Source organism: Actinokineospora sp. HUAS TT18 (assembly GCF_051364635.1).
Lineage (GTDB): Bacteria > Actinomycetota > Actinomycetes > Mycobacteriales > Pseudonocardiaceae > Actinokineospora.
Genome location: NZ_CP195645.1, coordinates 6,951,790 through 6,971,435, shown reverse-complemented (window position 1 = coordinate 6,971,435; position 19,646 = coordinate 6,951,790). Strand labels below are relative to the sequence as shown.

At 70.3% G+C, this 19,646-nt stretch carries 20 protein-coding genes; 11 read left to right on the top strand and 9 right to left on the bottom strand.

The window, feature by feature from the left end:
- Positions 1-5: 5 nt before the first annotated feature.
- On the bottom strand, positions 6-437 hold the full coding sequence (locus ACSHT8_RS32480; RefSeq protein ID WP_436495529.1) for a DUF3052 domain-containing protein: 432 nt from the start codon (positions 435-437) through the stop codon (positions 6-8).
- 297 nt (positions 438-734) lie between these two features.
- Here ACSHT8_RS32480 and aceE point away from each other — a divergent pair, with 297 nt between their 5' ends.
- A complete protein-coding gene (aceE, locus tag ACSHT8_RS32475) occupies positions 735-3,503 on the top strand; it encodes a pyruvate dehydrogenase (acetyl-transferring), homodimeric type (RefSeq protein ID WP_436495527.1) in 2,769 nt (922 codons plus the stop codon).
- A 65-nt stretch (positions 3,504-3,568) separates the two neighbouring features.
- Here aceE and ACSHT8_RS32470 read toward each other — a convergent pair whose 3' ends face one another.
- Positions 3,569-4,318, bottom strand: a complete 750-nt coding sequence (locus ACSHT8_RS32470) for a mechanosensitive ion channel family protein (protein WP_436495525.1) — start codon at positions 4,316-4,318, stop codon at positions 3,569-3,571.
- Positions 4,319-4,877: 559 nt separating this feature from the next.
- On the opposite strand from ACSHT8_RS32470, the gene ACSHT8_RS32465 reads away from it, so the two are divergent.
- The 6 genes from ACSHT8_RS32465 (at position 4,878) to ACSHT8_RS32440 (ending at position 11,104) form a co-directional block, all read left to right on the top strand.
- On the top strand, positions 4,878-5,966 hold the full coding sequence (locus ACSHT8_RS32465) for a PucR family transcriptional regulator (protein ID WP_436495523.1): 1,089 nt from the start codon (positions 4,878-4,880) through the stop codon (positions 5,964-5,966).
- Positions 5,967-6,128: 162 nt separating this feature from the next.
- Positions 6,129-7,052, top strand: a complete 924-nt coding sequence (locus ACSHT8_RS32460) for an ACP S-malonyltransferase (protein ID WP_436495522.1) — start codon at positions 6,129-6,131, stop codon at positions 7,050-7,052.
- Positions 7,049-8,023 carry a beta-ketoacyl-ACP synthase III gene (locus tag ACSHT8_RS32455; protein ID WP_436495520.1) on the top strand — a complete coding sequence of 325 codons (975 nt, stop codon included), beginning with the start codon at positions 7,049-7,051 and terminating at the stop codon, positions 8,021-8,023. Before ACSHT8_RS32460 ends, ACSHT8_RS32455 begins: the two co-directional genes overlap by 4 nt.
- Before the next feature lie 67 nt (positions 8,024-8,090).
- Positions 8,091-8,342, top strand: a complete 252-nt coding sequence (locus ACSHT8_RS32450) for an acyl carrier protein (protein ID WP_436495518.1) — start codon at positions 8,091-8,093, stop codon at positions 8,340-8,342.
- Between the two features lie 61 nt (positions 8,343-8,403).
- On the top strand, positions 8,404-9,651 hold the full coding sequence (locus tag ACSHT8_RS32445; RefSeq protein WP_436495516.1) for a beta-ketoacyl-[acyl-carrier-protein] synthase family protein: 1,248 nt from the start codon (positions 8,404-8,406) through the stop codon (positions 9,649-9,651).
- 25 nt (positions 9,652-9,676) lie between these two features.
- Positions 9,677-11,104 carry an acyl-CoA carboxylase subunit beta gene (locus ACSHT8_RS32440; RefSeq protein ID WP_436495514.1) on the top strand — a complete coding sequence of 476 codons (1,428 nt, stop codon included), beginning with the start codon at positions 9,677-9,679 and terminating at the stop codon, positions 11,102-11,104.
- A gap of 6 nt (positions 11,105-11,110) precedes the next feature.
- Here the strand turns inward: ACSHT8_RS32440 and ACSHT8_RS32435 are convergent, their stop codons facing one another.
- The 3 genes from ACSHT8_RS32435 to ACSHT8_RS32425 form a co-directional block, all read right to left on the bottom strand.
- A complete protein-coding gene (locus ACSHT8_RS32435; RefSeq protein WP_436495512.1) occupies positions 11,111-11,695 on the bottom strand; it encodes a hypothetical protein in 585 nt (194 codons plus the stop codon).
- Positions 11,696-11,716: 21 nt separating this feature from the next.
- Positions 11,717-12,220 carry a DUF3145 domain-containing protein gene (locus ACSHT8_RS32430; RefSeq protein WP_436495510.1) on the bottom strand — a complete coding sequence of 168 codons (504 nt, stop codon included), beginning with the start codon at positions 12,218-12,220 and terminating at the stop codon, positions 11,717-11,719.
- A gap of 212 nt (positions 12,221-12,432) precedes the next feature.
- Positions 12,433-13,908 carry a S8 family peptidase gene (locus ACSHT8_RS32425; protein WP_436495508.1) on the bottom strand — a complete coding sequence of 492 codons (1,476 nt, stop codon included), beginning with the start codon at positions 13,906-13,908 and terminating at the stop codon, positions 12,433-12,435.
- A 188-nt stretch (positions 13,909-14,096) separates the two neighbouring features.
- Between ACSHT8_RS32425 and ACSHT8_RS32420 the strand changes: the two genes are divergently transcribed.
- On the top strand, positions 14,097-15,365 hold the full coding sequence (locus ACSHT8_RS32420; RefSeq protein WP_436495506.1) for a hypothetical protein: 1,269 nt from the start codon (positions 14,097-14,099) through the stop codon (positions 15,363-15,365).
- On the opposite strand, the gene crcB (ACSHT8_RS32415) is transcribed toward ACSHT8_RS32420, so the two are convergent.
- Positions 15,349-15,699 (bottom strand): fluoride efflux transporter CrcB, encoded by a 351-nt coding sequence (gene crcB / locus ACSHT8_RS32415; RefSeq protein WP_436495504.1) that lies wholly within the window; start codon positions 15,697-15,699, stop codon positions 15,349-15,351. The genes ACSHT8_RS32420 and crcB (ACSHT8_RS32415) overlap by 17 nt on opposite strands.
- A gap of 120 nt (positions 15,700-15,819) precedes the next feature.
- The gene (gene crcB, locus ACSHT8_RS32410) at positions 15,820-16,215 is read right to left on the bottom strand and encodes a fluoride efflux transporter CrcB (protein ID WP_436495502.1); all 396 of its coding nucleotides are present in this window, start codon (positions 16,213-16,215) and stop codon (positions 15,820-15,822) included.
- Between the two features lie 156 nt (positions 16,216-16,371).
- Between crcB (ACSHT8_RS32410) and ACSHT8_RS32405 the strand changes: the two genes are divergently transcribed.
- On the top strand, positions 16,372-16,719 hold the full coding sequence (locus tag ACSHT8_RS32405) for a histone-like nucleoid-structuring protein Lsr2 (protein ID WP_436495500.1): 348 nt from the start codon (positions 16,372-16,374) through the stop codon (positions 16,717-16,719).
- Here ACSHT8_RS32405 and ACSHT8_RS32400 read toward each other — a convergent pair.
- Entirely contained in the window at positions 16,691-17,584 is an 894-nt protein-coding gene (locus ACSHT8_RS32400) for an oxygenase MpaB family protein (protein ID WP_436495498.1), read from the bottom strand. The genes ACSHT8_RS32405 and ACSHT8_RS32400 overlap by 29 nt on opposite strands.
- 88 nt (positions 17,585-17,672) lie before the next feature.
- Between ACSHT8_RS32400 and ACSHT8_RS32395 the strand changes: the two genes are divergently transcribed.
- Together ACSHT8_RS32395 and ACSHT8_RS32390 are read left to right on the top strand one after the other, a co-directional pair.
- Positions 17,673-18,581 (top strand): proteasome assembly chaperone family protein, encoded by a 909-nt coding sequence (locus ACSHT8_RS32395; RefSeq protein ID WP_436495496.1) that lies wholly within the window; start codon positions 17,673-17,675, stop codon positions 18,579-18,581.
- Between the two features lie 88 nt (positions 18,582-18,669).
- The gene (locus ACSHT8_RS32390; protein WP_436495494.1) at positions 18,670-19,299 is read left to right on the top strand and encodes a hypothetical protein; all 630 of its coding nucleotides are present in this window, start codon (positions 18,670-18,672) and stop codon (positions 19,297-19,299) included.
- Here ACSHT8_RS32390 and ACSHT8_RS32385 read toward each other — a convergent pair.
- Positions 19,288-19,644, bottom strand: a complete 357-nt coding sequence (locus ACSHT8_RS32385; protein WP_436495492.1) for a DUF2203 domain-containing protein — start codon at positions 19,642-19,644, stop codon at positions 19,288-19,290. The two genes, ACSHT8_RS32390 and ACSHT8_RS32385, sit on opposite strands and share 12 nt — an antisense overlap.
- Between the last annotated feature and the right edge of the window lie 2 nt (positions 19,645-19,646).

The window sequence follows — 19,646 nt, the reverse complement described above, 5'->3', positions numbered from 1 at the left end:
GGTCGTCACTTCTTGGTCTTCACCGACTTCGGTGAGACCAGCCTGGTCCCGACCCAGTCGTTGCCCACGCTGACGCTTGAGGTCTGAGCGAGCCCCGCGGTCGGCACCGCCTCGGCGATGTCGCTGGGTTCGACGTGTCCGTCGCGGCCCGTCTTGGGGGTGAGCACCCAGATCACGCCGTTGTCGGCGAGCGGGCCGATGGCGTCCATCAGCGCGTCGACGAGGTCGCCGTCTTCCTCGCGCCACCACAGCAGAACGACGTCGACTACCTCGTCGGCGTCCTCGTCGAGGAGATCGGAGCCGACTCGCTCCTCGATTGCGGCGCGGACGTCGTCGTCGACGTCCTCGTCCCAGCCGATCTCCTGGACAACGGTGCCCTCTTCGATCCCCAGCTTGTCGGCGACGCCGGCGTTCCCGGTGTCTCCCGCGGCCACCACGGTCTCACTCCTCCAGTTGTTCTCGCACGGTCCTCAGGCCCCATCTTGGCCTGTTCAACCGCGTTACGCCTGTTCGGTTAGGCGATAGCGAACACTGACAGTGCCCACCAGCGCAACCGTGTGCTCTCCGACACGCCGCAACAGACTCTTTCCTTGTGCGCTTCCTGACGCTCCGACACCCCTACTGACCAGTAACGATGACGCCCGCGTCGATTCAGACGAACATGGCAGAGTGACCCCGTACGCGCGCGCATGCGCGCGCGCGTAAACCATCACCGAGCCAGGCTGGAGCGCACGTTGCCCACCCAGAACAGCAACCCCGGCACGCCCGAGCGGGTACGCGTCATCCGCGACGGACTCGCGGCGCACCTCCCGGACATCGATCCGGAGGAGACCGCGGAATGGCTGGAGTCGTTCGACGCCGCCCTGCAGGGCGGCGGGCAGCAGCGTGCCCGCTACCTGATGCTGCGGCTGCTCGAGCGGGCGCGTGAGCGCCACGTCGGCGTCCCCTCGCTGACCAGCACCGACTACGTCAACACCATCCCGACCGACCGCGAGCCGTGGTTCCCCGGCGACGAGGAGGTCGAGCGCCGCTACCGCGCGTGGATGCGCTGGAACGCGGCGATGACCGTGCACCGCGCGCAGCGGCCCGGCGTGGGTGTCGGAGGTCACATCTCGACGTTCGCCTCCTCCGCGGCGCTCTACGAGGTCGGCTTCAACTGGTTCTTCCGCGGCAAGGACCACCCCGGCGGCGGCGACCACATCTACGTCCAGGGCCACGCCTCCCCCGGCATCTACGCCCGCGCGTTCCTCGAGGGCCGCCTGTCGGCCGACCAGCTCGACGGCTTCCGCCAGGAGCTGTCGCACGCGGGCCCCGGCGGCGGTCTGCCGTCGTACCCGCACCCGCGGCTGATGCCCGACTTCTGGGAGTTCCCGACCGTGTCCATGGGCCTCGGCCCGATGAACGCGATCTACCAGGCCCGCTTCAACCGCTACCTGCGCGACCGCGGCATCAAGGACACCTCCGACCAGCGCGTGTGGGCCTTCCTCGGCGACGGCGAGATGGACGAGCCCGAGTCGCGCGGCCTGATCCACGTGGCGGCCAACGAGGGCCTCGACAACCTGACCTTCGTGATCAACTGCAACCTGCAGCGCCTCGACGGCCCGGTGCGCGGCAACGGCAAGATCATCCAGGAGCTCGAGTCCTACTTCCGCGGCGCGGGCTGGAACGTCATCAAGGTCATCTGGGGCCGCGAGTGGGACACCCTGCTGCACGCCGACCGTGACGGCGCCCTGGTCAACCTGATGAACCAGACCCCCGACGGCGACTACCAGACCTACAAGGCCAACGACGGCGCGTTCGTCCGCGAGCACTTCTTCGGCCGCGACCCGCGCACGAAGGCTCTCGTGGACCCGATGTCGGACAAGGACATCTGGAACCTCAAGCGCGGCGGCCACGACTACCGCAAGGTCTTCGCGGCCTACCAGGCGGCCACCGAGCACCACGGCCAGCCGACGGTGATCCTCGCCAAGACGATCAAGGGCTACAACCTCGGCAAGCACTTCGAGGCGCGCAACGCCACCCACCAGATGAAGAAGATGACCCTGGACGACCTGAAGTTGTTCCGGGACACCCTGCGCATCCCGATCTCGGACGCGGAGCTGGAGAAGAACCCGTACCTGCCGCCGTACTACCACCCCGGCCAGGACGCGCCGGAGATCCAGTACCTGCAGGAGCGGCGCCGCCAGCTCGGCGGCTACCTGCCGGAGCGCCGCGCGAAGGCCAAGGCGCTGGTGCTGCCCGGCGACAAGGTCTACGACGTGATCAAGCGCGGCTCGGGCAAGCAGGAGGTCGCCACCACGATGGCGTTCGTCCGCCTGGTCCGCGACCTCGCGAAGGACCCGGAGATCGGCGCCAGGATCGTGCCGATCATCCCGGACGAGGCGCGCACGTTCGGCATGGACTCGATGTTCCCGACGCAGAAGATCTACAACCCGCAGGGCCAGCTCTACACCTCGGTCGACGCCTCGCTCATGCTGTCCTACAAGGAAAGCGAGCAGGGCCAGATCCTGCACGAGGGCATCAACGAGGCGGGCTCGACGGCGTCGTTCACCGCGGTCGGCACCTCCTACGCCACCCACGGCGAGCCGATGATCCCGATCTACATCTTCTACTCGATGTTCGGCTTCCAGCGCACCGGCGACGGCCTCTGGGCCGCGGCCGACCAGATGGCGCGCGGTTTCGTCCTCGGCGCCACCGCGGGCCGCACGACGCTGACCGGTGAGGGCCTGCAGCACAACGACGGCCACTCGCTGCTGCTGGCGGCGACGAACCCGGCCGCGGTGTCCTACGACGCGGGCTGGTCGTTCGAGCTCGCCCACATCGTCAAGGACGGCCTGCGCCGCATGTACGGCGAGCAGGCGGAGGACATCTTCTACTACCTGACCGTCTACAACGACCCGTACCAGCAGCCCGCCGAGCCGGAGAACCTGGACGTGGAGGGCCTGCTGCGCGGTCTCTACCGCTACCAGGAGGCCCCGGCGGGCAACGGCCCGCGCGCGCAGATCCTGGCTTCTGGTGTGGCGATGCCGTGGGCGGTCAAGGCCCAGCGGCTCCTCGCCGACGAGTGGGGCGTCCAGGCCGACATCTGGTCGGCGACGTCGTGGTCCGAGCTGCGCCGCGAGGCCGTCGAGATCGAGCGGCACAACCTGCTGCACCCGGAGGCCGAGCCCCGCGTCCCGTATGTGACGACGGTGCTGGAGGGCCACCCCGGCCCGGTCGTCGCGGTGTCGGACTGGATGAGCGCGGTGCCCGACCTGATCCGCCCGTGGGTGCCCACCGACATGGTCACCTTGGGCACGGACGGCTTCGGCTTCTCCGACACCCGCCCGGCCGCCCGCAGGCACTTCCTGGTGGACGCCGAGTCGATCACGGTGGCCACCCTGGGCGCCCTTGCCCAGCGCGGCGAGGTCGACCAGTCCAAGGTCGTCGAGGCGGCCCGCAAGTACCGGATCGACGACGTCACCGCGGCGGGCCCGCAGACGTCGGACCCGGGCTCGGCCTGACCTGAGAGACGCCGATGGCGCCAGACCCGACCGGGTCTGGCGCCATCGGCGTCTCTGGGAGAACCTCAGCGACGCGACTCGCGCGGCGCCCGCTCAGCCATCGTCTCCGCGGCCGGAGGCGTCTCCACCCGCGGCTGCGGCGCGTGGCCGGTGCCCATCTGCGTCTGCATGCGCTCCAGCCACCCACTCCACCGGTCCGACATGGGCTTGATGAGCCCACCGCCGAGCCCGACGACCAGGATGCCGCCGATCGTGGCGAGCACCGTGATCAGCACCGGCATCGTCACCGTCGTGGCGATCTCCACCTGGTTCAGCGCCGCGATGACACCGAACGCGATGATGAACACGTACGCGACGGTGCCCAGCATCGGCCCGAACGGCCTGCTGCCCAGCGCACTGGTGATCAGGTCGCGAACGACCTTGGCCACCGCGGCCGCCACGACCAGCAGCACGATCGCCACCAGAATCCGCGGCAGGAACGCGATGACCTGGTTCAGCAACTGGCTGACCGGATTCGACTCGCCGAACACACCGAACGCCAACTGCAGCGCGATCAGCAGAATGAAGTAGTAGACCAACTTCACCAGGATGGCGCCCACGTCGACGCCCGAATTCCGGGCCATATTGGACATTCCGGTCTTCTCCATCAGACGGGAGAAACCCAGCTTGCCCATAACCATGGACAACCCCTTGCTCACCGCCTTCGCGATGAGCCAGCCGATCAGAAGAATGATGAGAAAACCGAGCAGCTTCGGCACGAACGTGGCCACCATCGACCACGCAGCGCCGAGCCCCTCGCGAAGTTCCGCACCCATGATGTTCTACCTCCTATGCCCCCGACGGGCAGATCCCTGTCCCGGGAGATCGTTTCTCAGGCCACGGACATGGGCAACCGCAACACATCCCACGAATGGGTTAACCATCAAGATTCGGATGGCGCCACCCCACAGAGAAAGCCCATAGTTGACCCACCGGTGGGGACCGGGGAGATGGGCCGCCCGGCATCGAGCGCACCGAACATGCCGGGCGGCCCGCCGGCTCGCCGCGCCTATTCGCGGAAACGCTCATCGAATGCCGACGGCAATTGCATCTGGGGGCCGAGCCCCCAGACCCCCACGGCGCGAGCACGCCAGAACCAGCCCCGCCGAATGAGCGGGAAAGTGTGCGGACGCCCAAGCGAAACGGGCGCCCGCACAGGCACACCAACGATCCCCCACCCCGCGATGCCGCAGGCGAGCCGAACGAGCGCCGCGAAGCCGCAGGCGAGCCGTGTGGGACGCTGACCAAGTGACCGGCCCAACAGCACTATCAGCGGAAACCCTGGACGCAGTAGAACGCGCCTCAGGCAAACTCGCCTCCGCGGCCGTCGCAGCCATGGACAGCCAATTCGCCTGGTTCGGCCGCATGCCCGCCGACCAACGCGCCTCCGTCCTCCTCGTAGCCCAAAACGGCGTAGCCGGCTTCACCGCCTGGCTGAGAGACCCCCAAGAAGCCCTCCGCCTCACCACAGACACCTTCCGCGGCGCCCCCAGAGACCTCTCCCGCTGGATCAGCCTCCGCCAAACCGTCGAGATGGTCCGCGTCTCCCTCCAGATCTTCGAAGACCTCGTCCCCGACCTGGCCAAAGACGACACCGAACGCGCCGTCCTCTCCGAAGCCGTCCTCCGCTACGGCCGTGAGGTCGCCTTCGCCTCAGCCATGTCCTACGCCTCGGCCGCCGAGGCCAGAGGCGCCTGGGACGCCAGACTCGAAGCACTCGTCGTCGACGGCATCGTGCGAGGCGACGCCGAAGAGTCCCTGCTCTCCCGAGCGGCAGCCCTCGGCTGGGACCCAGCAGCCGAGGCCACCGTCCTGGTCGGCAACCCGCCCTCAGACGACCCACCCACCGTCGTCTACGAAGTCCGCAGCCGAGCCGCAAGAACAAGCCGACCAGTCCTTCTGGGCGTCCAAGGTTCAAGACTCGTCGTAGTCCTCGCCGGCCCCACCGACGACCACGAGGTCATGGCCAAGATGGCCGAGGCGTTCGGCGCGGGCCCGGTCGTCGCCGGTCCCACGGTCTCCACCCTCGCCGAAGCCCACCGCAGCTCATCCGACGCCCTGTCCGGCCTGCGCGCGGTCGTCGCCTGGCCGGAGGCCCCCCGCCCGGTCCGCTCCACCGACCTGCTCCCCGAACGCGCGCTCGCGGGCGACCCGGAAGCCGAGTGGCAGCTCATCGACCGCGTCGCCCGGCCCCTCGAAGAGGCGGGCGGCTCGCTGCAGGAAACGGTCGAGGCCTACCTCGCGACCGGCGGCGTCCTGGAGACCTGCGCGAAGCAGCTCTTCGTGCACCCGAACACCGTCCGGTACCGCCTGCGGAAGGCGACCGAACTCACCGGCCGCAACGCCGCCGACCCCCGCGACGCGCTCGTGCTGCGGGTGGCGCTCGCCGTCGGCAGGCTGTCGCGTTCGCGCGGATTGTGGTGACACGCCGGAGCCGCACGGTGGCACACGCCACATCTGACAACGAATACCCGTGCGTAGCGTTCACCCGGGCTTAACTTTTGTAGACACCCCACAACGCAGACCCTCGGACTTGGTCAGCGTCGGCATGCGTGGAACCGGCCCGGACGGTGTTCAGTGAGGGACGTGATCGCGCTACTCGCTCCTGGGCAAGGTTCCCAGACCCCCGGCATGCTCGCTCCCTGGCTTGAACTGCCCGGCGCGGCTGAGCGCCTGGCGGCCTGGTCGGAGATCGCGAAACTCGACCTGACCCGGCTGGGCACCACCGCCGAGGCCGACGAGATCAAGGACACCGCGATCACCCAGCCGCTGATCGTCGCGGCCACGCTGCTCGCCTTCGAGGAGCTGCGCTCGCGGGTCGAGATCCCGGCCGACGTGGTCATCGCCGGCCACTCGATCGGCGAGTTCGCCGCCGCCGCCATGGCGGGCGCGCTGACCGCCGAGGACGCGATCGCGCTGGCCGCCGTCCGCGGCCGGGAGATGGCCGCCGCGTGCGAGCTGGAGCCCACCGGCATGGCCGCGCTCATGCGCGGCACCGAGGACGCCATCCTGGCCCGCCTCGCCGAGCTCGACCTCGTCCCCGCCAACCGCAACGGCGCGGGCCAGATCGTGGCCGCCGGGTCCGTCGCGGCGCTGGAGAAGCTGGTCGCCGAGCCGCCCGCCGACACCAAGGTGATCACCCTCAAGGTCGCGGGCGCGTTCCACACCCACTACATGGCGCCTGCCCAGCAGGCGCTCGCGGCGCACGCGGCCACCCTCGCCGCGCCCGCCGACCCGGCGTTCACCCTGCTGTCCAACCGCGACGGCGCTAGCGTCGCCGACGGCGCCGAGGTGCTCGCCCGGCTCATCGACCAGGTCACCAACCCGGTGCGGTGGGACCGCTGCATGGCGGCCATGGCCGAGCGCGGCGTCGACTCGATCGTCGAGTTCCCGCCCGCGGGCGCGCTCGTCGGCCTGGCCAAGCGCGAACTCAACGGCACCCCCACCGTGGCCCTGAGGACCCCCGCGAACCTCGACACGGTGACCGAACTGATCGGAAGTACCGCATGACCACACTGCGACTCGCCACTGGCGCAACAGCCAGCCGAATCCTCGGGGTCGGCAGCTTCCAGCCGGAGCGCATCGTCACCAACGACGAGCTCTCGCAGAAGATGGACACGACCGACCAGTGGATCCGCGAGCGCGTGGGCATCCGGGAGCGTCGCTTCGCCGCGCCGGACGAGCGCCTGGTCGACATGGCGGTCATCGCCGGGTCGAAGGCGCTGGCCGACTGCGGCCTCTCACCGTCCGATGTGGACACCGTGATCCTGGCGAACTGCACCATGCCCACGCCCATCCCCAACGGCGCGGCCCAGGTGGCCGACCGGATCGGGGTCAAGGCCGCCGGGGCGTTCGACCTCAACGCCGCGTGCGCCGGGTTCTGCTACGCCCTGGGCACCGCGTCCGATTTGGTCCGCTCGGGCTCGGCCCGGCGCGTGCTGGTGATCGGCGCGGAGAAGCTGACCGACTGGGTCGACCCGGTCGACCGGGCCAACGCGATCATCTTCGCCGACGGCGCGGGCGCCGCGGTGGTCGGACCGGCCGACGAGCCCGGCATCGGCCCCGTCGTGTGGGGCAGCGCGGGCGACCTGGTCGACACCATCGGCATGACCGACCGCCGGTTCATCTACCAGGAGGGCCAGTCGGTCTTCCGGTGGGCGACCACGATGATCGCGCCGATCGCGCTGCGCGCGCTGGAGGCCTCCGGTCTGCAGCCCGCGGACATCGACGTGCTCATCCCGCATCAGGCGAACCTGCGCATCATCGAGGCGATCGCCAAGCGGCTGCGCGCCAAGGGCGCCCGCGAGGACATGGTCGTCGCCGACGACATCGTCTACTCGGGCAACACCTCATCGGCGTCGATCCCGATGGCGATGGACCACATGCGCGCGGCGGGCCGGATCAAGCCCGGCGACGTCGCGCTGCTGGTCGGCTTCGGCGCGGGCCTGTCCTACGCCGGACAGGTCGTTATCTGCCCCTGATTGGGGACCCAAAGCTCCGGCAGGTGAAGTACCGGCCGGTTGACCGAACTGAGAAAGGACGACTGGCATGTCGGAGAAGCCCAGCGAAGCCGAGATCCTCGAAGGCCTGGCGGAGATCGTCGAAGAGGTCGCCGGTGTGGCGCCGGACGACGTCACCCCTGGCAAGTCCTTCGTCGACGACCTGGACATCGACTCGCTGTCGATGGTCGAGATCGCGGTGCAGGCCGAGGACAAGTTCGGCGTGAAGATCCCGGACGACGAGCTGGCCAACCTCAAGACCGTCGGCGACGCCGTCAGCTACATCAGCAACAACTCCTGATCATCCGCTCCTCGTGCCCTCGGCACTCGACTCGGCACCCAACCGCTGCGAAGGAAACCCCATGAGCAACGTCGACGTCGTCATCACCGGGCTGGGCGCCACCACGCCGCTCGGCGGGGATGTCCCGGCCACCTGGGAAGCGCTGCTCGCAGGCAAGAACGGCGTGCGCCGCAACGATCACGAATGGGCGGAGCGCTACGGCCTGCCCGCTCGGCTGCACGCACCGCTCGCGGTCGACCCCACCGACGTGCTGCCCCGGGTCCAGGCCCGCAGGCTGGACCGGTGTGAGCAGATCGCGATCATCGCCGCCCGCGAGGCATGGGCGGACGCCGGGTTCGAGATGCCGAGGGACGAGGAAGCGCCGGTCGACCCCGAACGACTCGGGGTGTGCATCGGCACGGGCATCGGCGGACCGGTGACCCTGCTCGACCAGGACGACCTCCTGGAGACCGAGGGCCTGCGCAAGGTGTCGCCGCTGCTGGTGCCCATGCTCATGCCCAACGGCCCCGCCGCCCACGTCGGCATCGAGCTGCGTGCCCGCGCGGGTGTGCACTCCCCCGCCTCGGCCTGCGCGTCGGGCGCCGAGGGGCTGGCCACGGCCTACCAGATGATCCAGACCGGCCGGGCCGACGTCGTCGTCGCCGGTGGCGCCGAGTCCTGCATCCACCCGATCACCGTGGCCGGGTTCTCCCAGTCGCGGACCCTCAGCACGCGCAACGACGAGCCGGAGCGCGCGTCGCGCCCGTTCGACCAGGACCGCGACGGCTTCGTCCTCGGCGAGGGCGCGGGCGTGGTCATCCTGGAGCGCGAGGACTACGCGAAGGCCCGCGGCGCGCGGATCTACGGCCGCCTGTCCGGCTACGGCATGACCTCCGACGCCTTCCACATCACGGGCAACCACCCCGAGGGCGTCGGCCAGATCAAGGCCATCACCAACGCGATCAACATGGCGGGCCTGACCGCGGCCGACGTGCAGCACGTCAACGCGCACGCCACGTCCACCGTCGTCGGCGACGTCGGCGAGGCCGCCGCGATCCGCAAGGCGCTGGGCGACCACGTCGTGCTCACCGCGCCGAAGTCGGCGCTGGGCCACCTGGTCGGCGGCGCGGGCGCGGTGGAAAGCATCATCACGATCCTCTCGATCTACTACGGCGTCATCCCCGCCACCCGGAACCTGGAGAACATCGACCCCCGGGTCGGCCTCGACGTGGTCACCGGCCAGCCGCGCAAGGTCGAGCTCACCGCCGCGGTGAACGACTCGTTCGGCTTCGGCGGCCACAACGTCGCGCTCGCGTTCACCGCCGCCTGACCGGCGACTCTCTGAGAGGCACTCCATGACCGCCCTGGCCACGAGCGACGCGCTCGAGCTGGACCCGCGTGACCCGCTGGTCCGGCTCGCCCAGCTGCTCGACGCCGACTCGATGGCCCCGCTGCGGCCCGCCAACACCAGCGGCGTGTTCGCGGTGCGGGGCCGCATCGACGGGGTCAGGGTCGTGGCCTACTGCACCGACGCCACCAAGATGGGCGGCGCGATGGGCACCGAGGGGTGCAGGCACATCGTGGAGGCCATCGACACCGCGGTGCGCGAGCGCTGCCCGGTGATCGGCGTGTGGCACTGCGGCGGCGCGCGGCTGGCCGAGGGCGTCGAGTCGCTCGACGCGGTCGGCAACGTCTTCGCCGCGATGATCCGCGCCTCGGGCCGGGTCCCGCAGATCAGCGTCGTCGTCGGCCCGGCCGCCGGTGGCGCGGCCTACGGCCCGGCGCTGACCGACGTGGTGATCATGTCCCCGGCCGGTCGGGTGTTCGTGACCGGGCCGGACGTGGTCCGCAGCGTGACCGGTGAGCAGATCGACCAGGAGGGCCTCGGCGGCGCGGAGGCGCACGGCCGCAAGTCCGGCGTCGTGCACGTGCTGGCGACCGACGAGCCCGACGCGTATGTCCGGGCGCGGCGCATCACCAGCCTGTTCGCCAAGCCGGGCCTGTTCGACCTCCACGCCGTGCGCGAGGAGGCCCCGCTGCGCGACCTGCTCCCGGAGCAGGTCAACCGCGCTTACGACGTGAAGCCGGTGCTGCGCGGCATCCTCGATGTGGACGACGAAGGCGTGTCGCAGTTCGAGGAACTGCAGGCGAAGTGGGCGCCGAACGTCGTTATCGGCCTCGGCCGCCTGGGGCGACGCACGGTCGGCGTGATCGCCAACAACCCGCTGCGCAAGGGCGGCTGCCTGGACTCGCTGTCAGCGGAGAAGGCGGCCCGGTTCGTCCGGATGTGCGACAGCTTCGGCGTGCCGCTGCTCGTCGTGGTGGATGTGCCGGGGTATCTGCCGGGCGTCGGCCAGGAATGGGACGGCGTGGTCCGGCGCGGGGCGAAGCTGCTGCACGCGTTCGCGGAGGCTGTCGTGCCGCGGGTGACGCTTGTGACGCGGAAGTCGTACGGCGGGGCGTACATCGCGATGAACTCGCGGTCGCTGGGCGCCACGGCGGTGTTCGCGTGGCCGGAGGCCGAGGTCGCGGTCATGGGCGCGAAGGCGGCGGTGGGGATCCTGCACCGCAAGAAGCTGGCCGCTGCGTCGGAGGACGAGCGCGAGGCCCTGCACGCCCAGTTGACCGCCGACCACGAACGCATCGCGGGCGGCGTCGACCGGGCGATGGCGATCGGGGTGGTGGACGAGGTCATCGACCCGCGTCAGACCCGGCGGAAGCTGGCCGAGGCACTGGCCGCCGCGCCCGCCGGCCGGGGCGCGCACGGCAACATCCCGCTGTAACTCGGGTCAGCAGGCCTCGTGCTGGGGTGTGGCGCCGGTCGGTCCGCCCGCCAGCTTCCACACGTCGTCCTCGACGACCATCGGGAAGATCACGCTCCACCGGATGCACCCCACCGGCAGCTCCAACGGCGCGTCCGCCACGTCCTGTTTGCTGATGAACCGCAGCATCACCCGCGCGCTGTCGGCGGGGCCCGTGTCGATCCGATAGACCACGATGCTGCCGTCCAGCGTCGACCGGTAGCTCGCCCGCCATGTCGACTCCGGCATGTTCTTGATCCGGTCCGCCGTGACCGTCGTCTGCCAGCGTGCGTAGTTCTTGCCGTTGATCGCGTCGAAGTACGTCTGCAGCAGCTGCCGCACAGTCTCGTACATCGGGTGCTGGATCGCGTCCTGAGTCCCCCGGACGTCCCGGTGCCCCGGCTGCTCGGACACCGGCAGCGAACCCTCGCTCGGCAGCACCGCCGACGGCGGCGCCTCGGCGCGCTCGTCGGCGTACAGCTCGCGGGCCAGCAGGCTCGCCGCGGCCGTCAGGACCACAGCCACCAGCACCGCGGGCCACACCCACTGCTGCCGCATCGACCCCTCAGCCACAGGTCAAGCGTGCCACAGCCGCTAACCGACGCGGTGCAGCCAGGTCACCGGAGCGCCGTCGCCCGCCCGGCGGTACGGCTCCAGCGCCTCGTCCCACGACGCGCCGAGCAGTTCGTCGACCCCGTAGGCGAAAGACTCCCCCGCGCGCGCCGACGCGGCGAGGGTGCGCAGCTGGTCCTCGCCGACGACGATGTCGCCGTTCGCGCTCGTACGCGCGTGCCAAAGGCCGAGGGTGGGGGCATAGCAGAAGCGTTCACCGTCGACGCCCGCGCTGGGCTCCTCGGTGACCTCGAAGCGGATCATCGGCCACGCGCGCAGAGCGCCCGCGAGCTTGCCGCCGGTGCCCGCGTCCCCGGTCCACGCGCACTCGGCGCGCAGTTGACCCGGAGCCGCCGCCTGGGCGGTCCACTTCAGTTCGGCGCGCACCCCTAGGGTGCCCGAAATCGCCCACTCGACGTGCGGACATACCGCAGACGGCGACGAGTGGACGTACACCACGCCTTGGGTGTTTCCACGGGTGCTCACTGCTGACCTCCGCTGCTCGACGAGGATCGTCTTCCCCTACGTCCTGTCGATCGGCGGTTGTCACACGGGTGGAATACCCGACGACATTGTGCCCTGCGTTCGGACACTTTGGCCACACGAACCACGGAAAGCATCAGGCGCATCAGCAAATTCTTGATCGAAGAAGAATGCGGGGAGCCTTCGCAGGCTCCCCGCATACCCCTAGTCGGTAATCAGTGTGCACCCAACTCCAACGCGGCCGCGACCACGTCGACAAGCCCGGTGCCCTTGTCGAAGCTGCTGGTGTACGGCCCCACCGGCGCGTACGCGGCCCCATTGGTGAACTTGTAAGCCGTGCGCTTGAGCACGTCCTCGATCTCGGCGGGCGTCGCGCTCGGCTTGGCCTGGAACAGCTGCGCGACGATGCCGGTGATCTGCGGCGCGGCCATCGACGTCCCGCTGATCACGTTGTACGAGCCCAGGTCGAGCAGGCCAGGACCGTTCTTCGGCGCCAGGCCGGTGGCGCAGATCGGCAGGTACAGCCTGCACGCGGACAGGATGTTCTCGCCGGGGGCGGAGATGTCCGGCCAGGTCGCCGAGTTCGCCGCCAGGCCGCGCGAGGAGAAGCTGGAGACCGCGCCGTCGCGGGTCCCGGTCGCCAAGTCGTTGTAGGAGGCCACCGACAGGATGCCGGGGGTCGGGTCCTGGCCGGGCGGGTTCGACACGTTCGCCGAGCCGTCGCCGCCGTCGTTGCCGTTGGCCCACACCGTCACCACGCCCTCGGCGGCGAGCTGGCGCTGGATCTTCGCCGTGGCCGAGTTCGGGTCGAACGCCCCGCCGCCGGACGGGCCGTAGGAGTTGTTGATCGCCTTGATCGGCGGGCACGTGCTCGCCGGGACGCCCGCGCCGCACGGCGCGCGGTGGTTCTCCAGCACCCAGTTCAGCGCCGCGTCGGCGCCGACGATCAGGATGACCGCTCCGGTGGAGATCGACACGATCTTGGCGCCGGGGGCCGAGCCGCCGACCGCGGTGCCGTCGCTGAGCGTCAGCCGCTTGCCCGCGGCGATGCCGGTGACGTGTGTGCCGTGGCCGCCGACGGCGAGCAGGTCGGTGTCGACGGAGGTCGGCACGTCGAGGATGCAGTTCGTGCCCGTGCCGGCCTCGTCGGCGCACACACTCTTCAGGTTGCGCACGACGCGGGTCGTGCCGTCGTCGCCCTTGAACGCGGGGTGCGTCGGGTCGACGCCGGAGTCGATGATCGCCACGCTCACGCCGCTGCCGTCGAGCTTGCGGCCGTTGGCGCCGGTGAGGGTCTGCTGGGCCTGCAGGCTCCTGGTCGCGGTCGTCCCCGGGCTGCTCGCGAAGAGCCGGACCGGGTCATTGCCCTCCACGTAGGTAACGCCGGACTGGCCGCGCACGGCCTGCACCTGCTGCGCCGTGCCGCGGGCGGCGACGACGCCGACCTTGCGGAACGTGGTGACCGGGGTGAGCCCGGCCTGGCGTGCGGCGGTGTCCGCCGCGGCGGCTGACGTGCCGTGGACCAGCACGGTCATCGGCTGGGTCGCCGAGCCGAGCAGCGCGGTGAGGGAGGCGGAGAGCGGGGCGAGTGGTCCGGCGGACGCTTGGGCCGCGACGGTCAGCGGGACAGCCACGAGAGCGGCTGTCAGAGCCACGAATGCTCGCCGGCCGCGCAGGGAACGACCAAACATGGAACCTCCAGGACAAAAACTTGGCTTGGAAGGTGACATTCACCGTAACGACGGTCAACCGTTTGGGTGACGAGCATCGCGTCCATCCGCGCGGCAGGGCGCCGCCACCAGCCGGTGGACGTCCCGCTACCGTGTCGGCCACGGCGATGTTCGACGGATCGGACCGCCACTTTGTCGGGAGGTGGCGAGTGCGGCTGGTCCGGATCGGGGACCCGACCTCCGCTGTGGGCAAGGACCTGCGCGCCGCGCTGGTGTCCTGGGGGCGCGGTGACGAGGTCGTCGGCGGGATAGCGCTGGTGGACGTCAAGCCGCCCGGCTACGACCGGCCCATCGACGCCGTGGTGGTGCTGCCGCGCGGCGTGCTGGTGATCGTCGGGGTCGACCTGCCCGACCCGGCCGTCCGGCTCGACGCGCCGCTCGGCGGGCAGTGGAAGACCGACGGCTGGCCGCTGGTCCGCCCCGACGGCGCGACCAACCCGGCCGCCGAGGCGCTGGCCGCGACGGCGGCGGTCACCGAGCTGCTGCAGGAGAGCCGGGTCGAGCCGGTGCCGGTGAGCACCGTGGTCGCCATCGGCCCGTTCGTGTCGCAGGTGTCGCAGCCGACCGCCGACCTGATGCGCGGCGTGCGCATCCTGCATCCCGAGCCCATGAACCTGCTCAACGCCGCCCGCGAACTCGCGACCCACCCGCGGCCGTGCACCGCGGCCGAGGCGGCACGCATCCTGTCCGCCCTTCGCCCGGGCGGCAGCGGACCAGACCACGCCGAACTCGCCGCTGAGGGCTTCCCGCGCGAGGTCGCCGCCGCGGCCACCGCCCTGATCCCCCGCATCGTCGACAGTCCCGCCGCGCCGAAGCCCGAGCCTGCGGGGAAGTCCGGCGGTGTGCGGTGGCTGCCGATCGCGGCCGCGATCCTCGTGGCGATCCTGCTGATCACCGGGATCGCCGTGGCGATCAGCTCGGCGAGCGACTCCGGCCGCCAGCGCGACCCAGACGGCAACCGGCCGGGTCCGGTCCCGGTCGACGGCGTCGGTTTCACCGCGCGCGGCACCGCCGAGCACACCGACTGCGCCGCGCACGCCTTCGGCGACGTGCGGGGCTGGCTGGAGGCCAACGGCTGCGCACGCCTGATCCGCGCGCGGTTCGAGGCGGGCGTGGACGGCAAACACGCCGCCGTGGTCGTCTCGGTACTGCGGTTCAACTCCAGCAGTTCGGCCGCCGAGTTACGCGCGGTGGCCGATCGCCCCGGCGCGGGCGGCGTCGCCGACCAGGCCGCCGAGGGCGTCGCGTGGCCGGACGGGAAGAAGCCGACGTTCGAGTCCGCCGCCTACGCCAGCGGCCGCGAGGGCAACAGCCTCAAGCTCGTGCAGGCGGTATGGCTGGACCAGCCGTCGAACGCCGACGACCCGAAACTCAAGGAGATCGCGGCGAAGGCGCTGCAGCTCAGCCTCGTAGGCTGAGCCAGTGCCCCAGCGCGGCGGCGGCGATCCCGGCGACCACGCTGATCGACACGTTGGCGAACGCCTTGCGGTAGGCGCCGTCCTCGACCAGGCGGAGCGTCTCGTAGCCGAAGGTGCTGTAGGTGGTCAGCGCGCCGCAGAACCCGACCCCGAGCAGGGCGTGCGCGGCGGTCGAGACCCCGGCCAGCGCGCCCAGGATTCCGGAGCCGACGACGTTGACCAGCAGCGTTCCCCACGGGAAGCCGTCGCCGAACCGTCTGCGGGCCGCACGGTCGGCGAGGTAGCGGGCGGGGGCGCCGACAGCCGCGCCGAGGGCGACGAGCAGAATGGTCATAGCGCCCACCGGGCCAACAGCTCAGCCACACCACCGGGCGCACCGACAACCAGACCAGTCACAGCGCCCACCGGGCCAACAGCTCAGCCACACCACCGGGCGCACCGACAACCAGACCAGTCACAGCGCCCACCGGGCCAACCGCATCCCGGCCGCCACCGCGGCCAGTGCGCAGAGCACGGTGCCGAGCAGGTAGGCCATCCCGACGAGCAGCGTGTCGGGGGCAAGCAGTGCCCGGACTTCCTCGGCGTAGGTGGAGAAGGTGGTGAACCCACCCAGTACCCCCACACCGAGAAATGGCCTGACAAGAGGGTGAACGTTTCTCATCTCCGTCACCGCCACCATCAGCACGCCGATGAGCAGGCAGCCGACGGAATTGACCAGCAAAGTGCCCAGCGGAAATCCGCCAGATTTCACCGGCACGACGCTGACCAGCCAATACCGGACGAGCGCGCCCACCGCACCGCCCACGGCGACCGCGGCGAGCGTGCCCTTCGCCGCAATGTCGGCCGCCATGACACCTCCACGCGTGATTATCCACCGGCGCCACACCGGACCGCCTTGTGGGTTCCGAGCCGGGTTACCCCTAAGATTCCCGTAGGAGGTCGGAGTAATAGCCGGCCGGACCGCGGCCAATTCGGCCAATACGACTCTCATCACGCGGAGGAAACCGTGGCGCAGAAGACCGTTGTCGAGCTGGTCGATGATCTCGACGGTGGCACAGCCGACGAGACCGTCGCTTTCGCTCTCGACGGCGTGGACTTCCTGATCGACCTGTCGTCCGAGAACGCCACCCGCCTGCGCGAGTCGCTGGCCGAGTTCGTGGGCCACGCCCGCCGCACTGGTGGCCGCAAGGGCAAGGTGGGCGCAGTCTCCGCACGCAAGTCGACTTCGGCCGCCGACAAGGCCGACAACCAGGCCATTCGCGAGTGGGCGCGCAGCCAGGGCGAGAGCATCGCCGAGCGCGGCCGCATCCCGCAGGCGCTGGTGATCAAGTTCCAGGAAGCCCACGGCGGCTGAGGTCGGGCAGCCGCGTCGGGGACGGCGCGGCCCATTCTCCGAGTCTGCGAATAGCCGCGACCGGTGCGGGCTCTCGCGTTCGGGAGAGCTTGAATCCACCGGGCACGGCCAGCGCCGCCTTGCGGAACGCCCGTACGGCGAAGGTGGTCATCGAGTCCGGGTATGCGCGGCGGCGGTAAAGCCGCCGCGCCCACCCGGGTAGCAGCGAATACGACAAATGACCGATTGTCGGCTCGTAGAGCCGCACGCCCATCGCCAGAAGACCTTGCACGGGCGGGCGGTGCAAGAAGTCGTAGATCAGATCCGCGTCGTCGCTTCTTCTTAACAAAGGGTAAACACGTTTCAGGTAGGTCGACATTTCGCTGACGCTGCCCGGGACTTCCTCCGGGTCGAGGCCGACGAGCGCGGCCGCGGCGCGTTGTTCACGGAAGTAGAGATCGGCGTGTTCCTTGGTCAGCGGGAAGCCCGCCCGGCGCGCGACCGAGAGGAATGACGAAGCCTCAGCGCAATGCACCCAGAGCAGCAGCTCCGGGTCGTCGATGCGGAAGTTGCGGCCGTTCTCGTCGCGCGCACGCAGTGACCTGTGCACCCGCCGGACCCGCGCCCCGGCCTGTTCGGCCTGCTCGACGGTGCCGTAGGTGGTGATCCCGACGAAGTCGGCGGTGCGCACGAGCCTGCCCAGCGGATCGGCCTGGAAGTCGGAGTTCTGCACGACGCCCGCCACCGCGCGCGGGTGCAGCGCCTGCAAGTAGAGGCTGCGGATCCCGCCGAACCACATCGACGGGTCGGCGTGCACCTGCCAAGTCACCGAGTCGGGCCCAAATAACCCCAGGTCGTCTGCGTCGATCAGCGCGGGCCTGCTCATGAGACGAGTTTGTCACCCGGGATGCAGGAATGGACGGACGCGGCGTGGCGTTTACTGGGGTAACTGGGTTGGAGACTGGGAGGCAGTTGTGGTGGACGGTCCGGAGGACCTGTACGGCGTGGACTCGGATGTCCCCGATCTGACGGGCACGGTCCTGCTGCACAACTTCGAGGGGTTCATGGACGCGGGCTCGGCGGGCAGGCTCGTCGCCGAACACCTGCTGGAGACCCTGGAGCACCGGGTCGTGGCCCGATTCGACGCCGACCGCCTCGTCGACTACCGCGCCAGGCGGCCCACGATGACGTACCTGACCGACCACTGGGAGTCCTACACCGCCCCCGAGATCGCCGTGCACCTGCTGCACGACACCGAGGGGCTGCCGTTCCTGCTGCTCACCGGCCCCGAGCCGGACCGCGAGTGGGAGCGGTTCACCGCCGCCGTCGGCACGCTCATCGAGCGGTGGGGCGTGCGGCTGGCCGTCGGCTTCCACGGCATCCCGATGGGCGTTCCGCACACCCGGCCGCTGGAGGTCACCGCGCACGGCACCCGGCCGGAGCTGGTCCGCGACTACCGCCAGGTGTTCAACCGCCTGCAGGTCCCGGCGAGCATCTCGGCGCTGCTGGAGTTCCGCCTCGGCGAGTCCGGCCTCGACGCGATGGGCTTCGCCGCCCACGTCCCGCACTACCTGTCCCACGCCTCCTACCCGGCCGCCGCGCTGTCGCTGCTCGACGCCGTGGAGCGGGCCACCGGCCTGCACCTGCCCGCCGAGGGCCTGCGCCAGGCCAAGCGCGAGGCGGATTCGGAGATCGAACGCCAGGTCGCCGAGTCCGACGACATCGCTGACGGCGTGCGCGCCCTGGAACGCCAGTACGACAGCTTCGCCGACGCCGCCGGCCGCAACATGCTCGCCGAACCGGGCGCGCCGATCCCCACCGGCGACGAGCTGGCCACCCAGTTCGAGCAGTTCCTGGCCGAGCAGGGCCGCGACGACACCTGAGGCTTTCGGCCCTGTCTGAGGACCCGCCACGCGGTCATAGGGTGAGGGTTTCCCTCACTTGGTCGCCGTCTCCACACGCCAGATCGGGATGACGACCCGATTGGAGCGCGCCATGTTCATGCAGATCATCCAGGGCCGCGTGCGCGACGAGCAGGCCGCGCGGGCCACCATGGACCGGTGGCTGTCCGACCTGGAACCGGGCGCGGACGGCTGGCTCGGCGGCACCTACGGCGTCACCGACGACGGCATGCTCTGTGCCTGCGTTCGCTTCGAGTCCGCCGAAGCCGCCCACCGCAACAGCGAACGCCCCGAGCAGGGCGAGTGGTGGCGGGAAATGGAGCAGCACTTCGACGGCGAAGTGACGTTCCACGACTGCGAAGACGTCATGCTGCTGCTCAACGGCGGCTCGGACGACGCAGGGTTCGTCCAGATCATCCAGGGCCGCGTCACCGACCGCGACAAGGCCCGCGCCCTCAACGAACGCGCCGCCGGAATGCTCTCCCAACACCGCCCCGACGTCATCGGCGCCACCATCGCCATGGACGACGCGGGCTACTTCTGCGAGACGGTCTTCTTCACCTCGGAGGCCGAAGCCCGCGAAGGCGAGTCGAAGGACCTTCCCCCGGAGGCCAGGGCACTGATGGAAGAGGAGATGGCGCTCCTGCAGGACGTCAGCTACCGCGACCTGCGCCACCCCTGGTTCACCTCACACCGGTAGCCGCCTGCGGCTGGCGAAGCCGAGGTCGGCCCGGTGATACCAGGCCAGTTCCGGGTCGCCCTCCAGCCAGCACCACAGCACGGGCACGCCGTCGAGGTCACCAGGGAAGTCCACCAGCAGCGGCGCGAACCCTTTGAGCTCGGCGCCGGTCTGCTGCACCCGCGTCATCAACTCGTCGAGCCGCGCCTGCGCCGCCTTGAACTCCGGCATCCCACCCAACCCGGTGCGGACGCCGGAGTTCACCGCCGCGCCCAACTCCGCCGCGTCCGCCCGCAGCGCCACGATCTCGTCCAACACCGGCCGCAGCCGGACCAACTCGCTCTTCGCCTCCGCGACTGTGAACATGG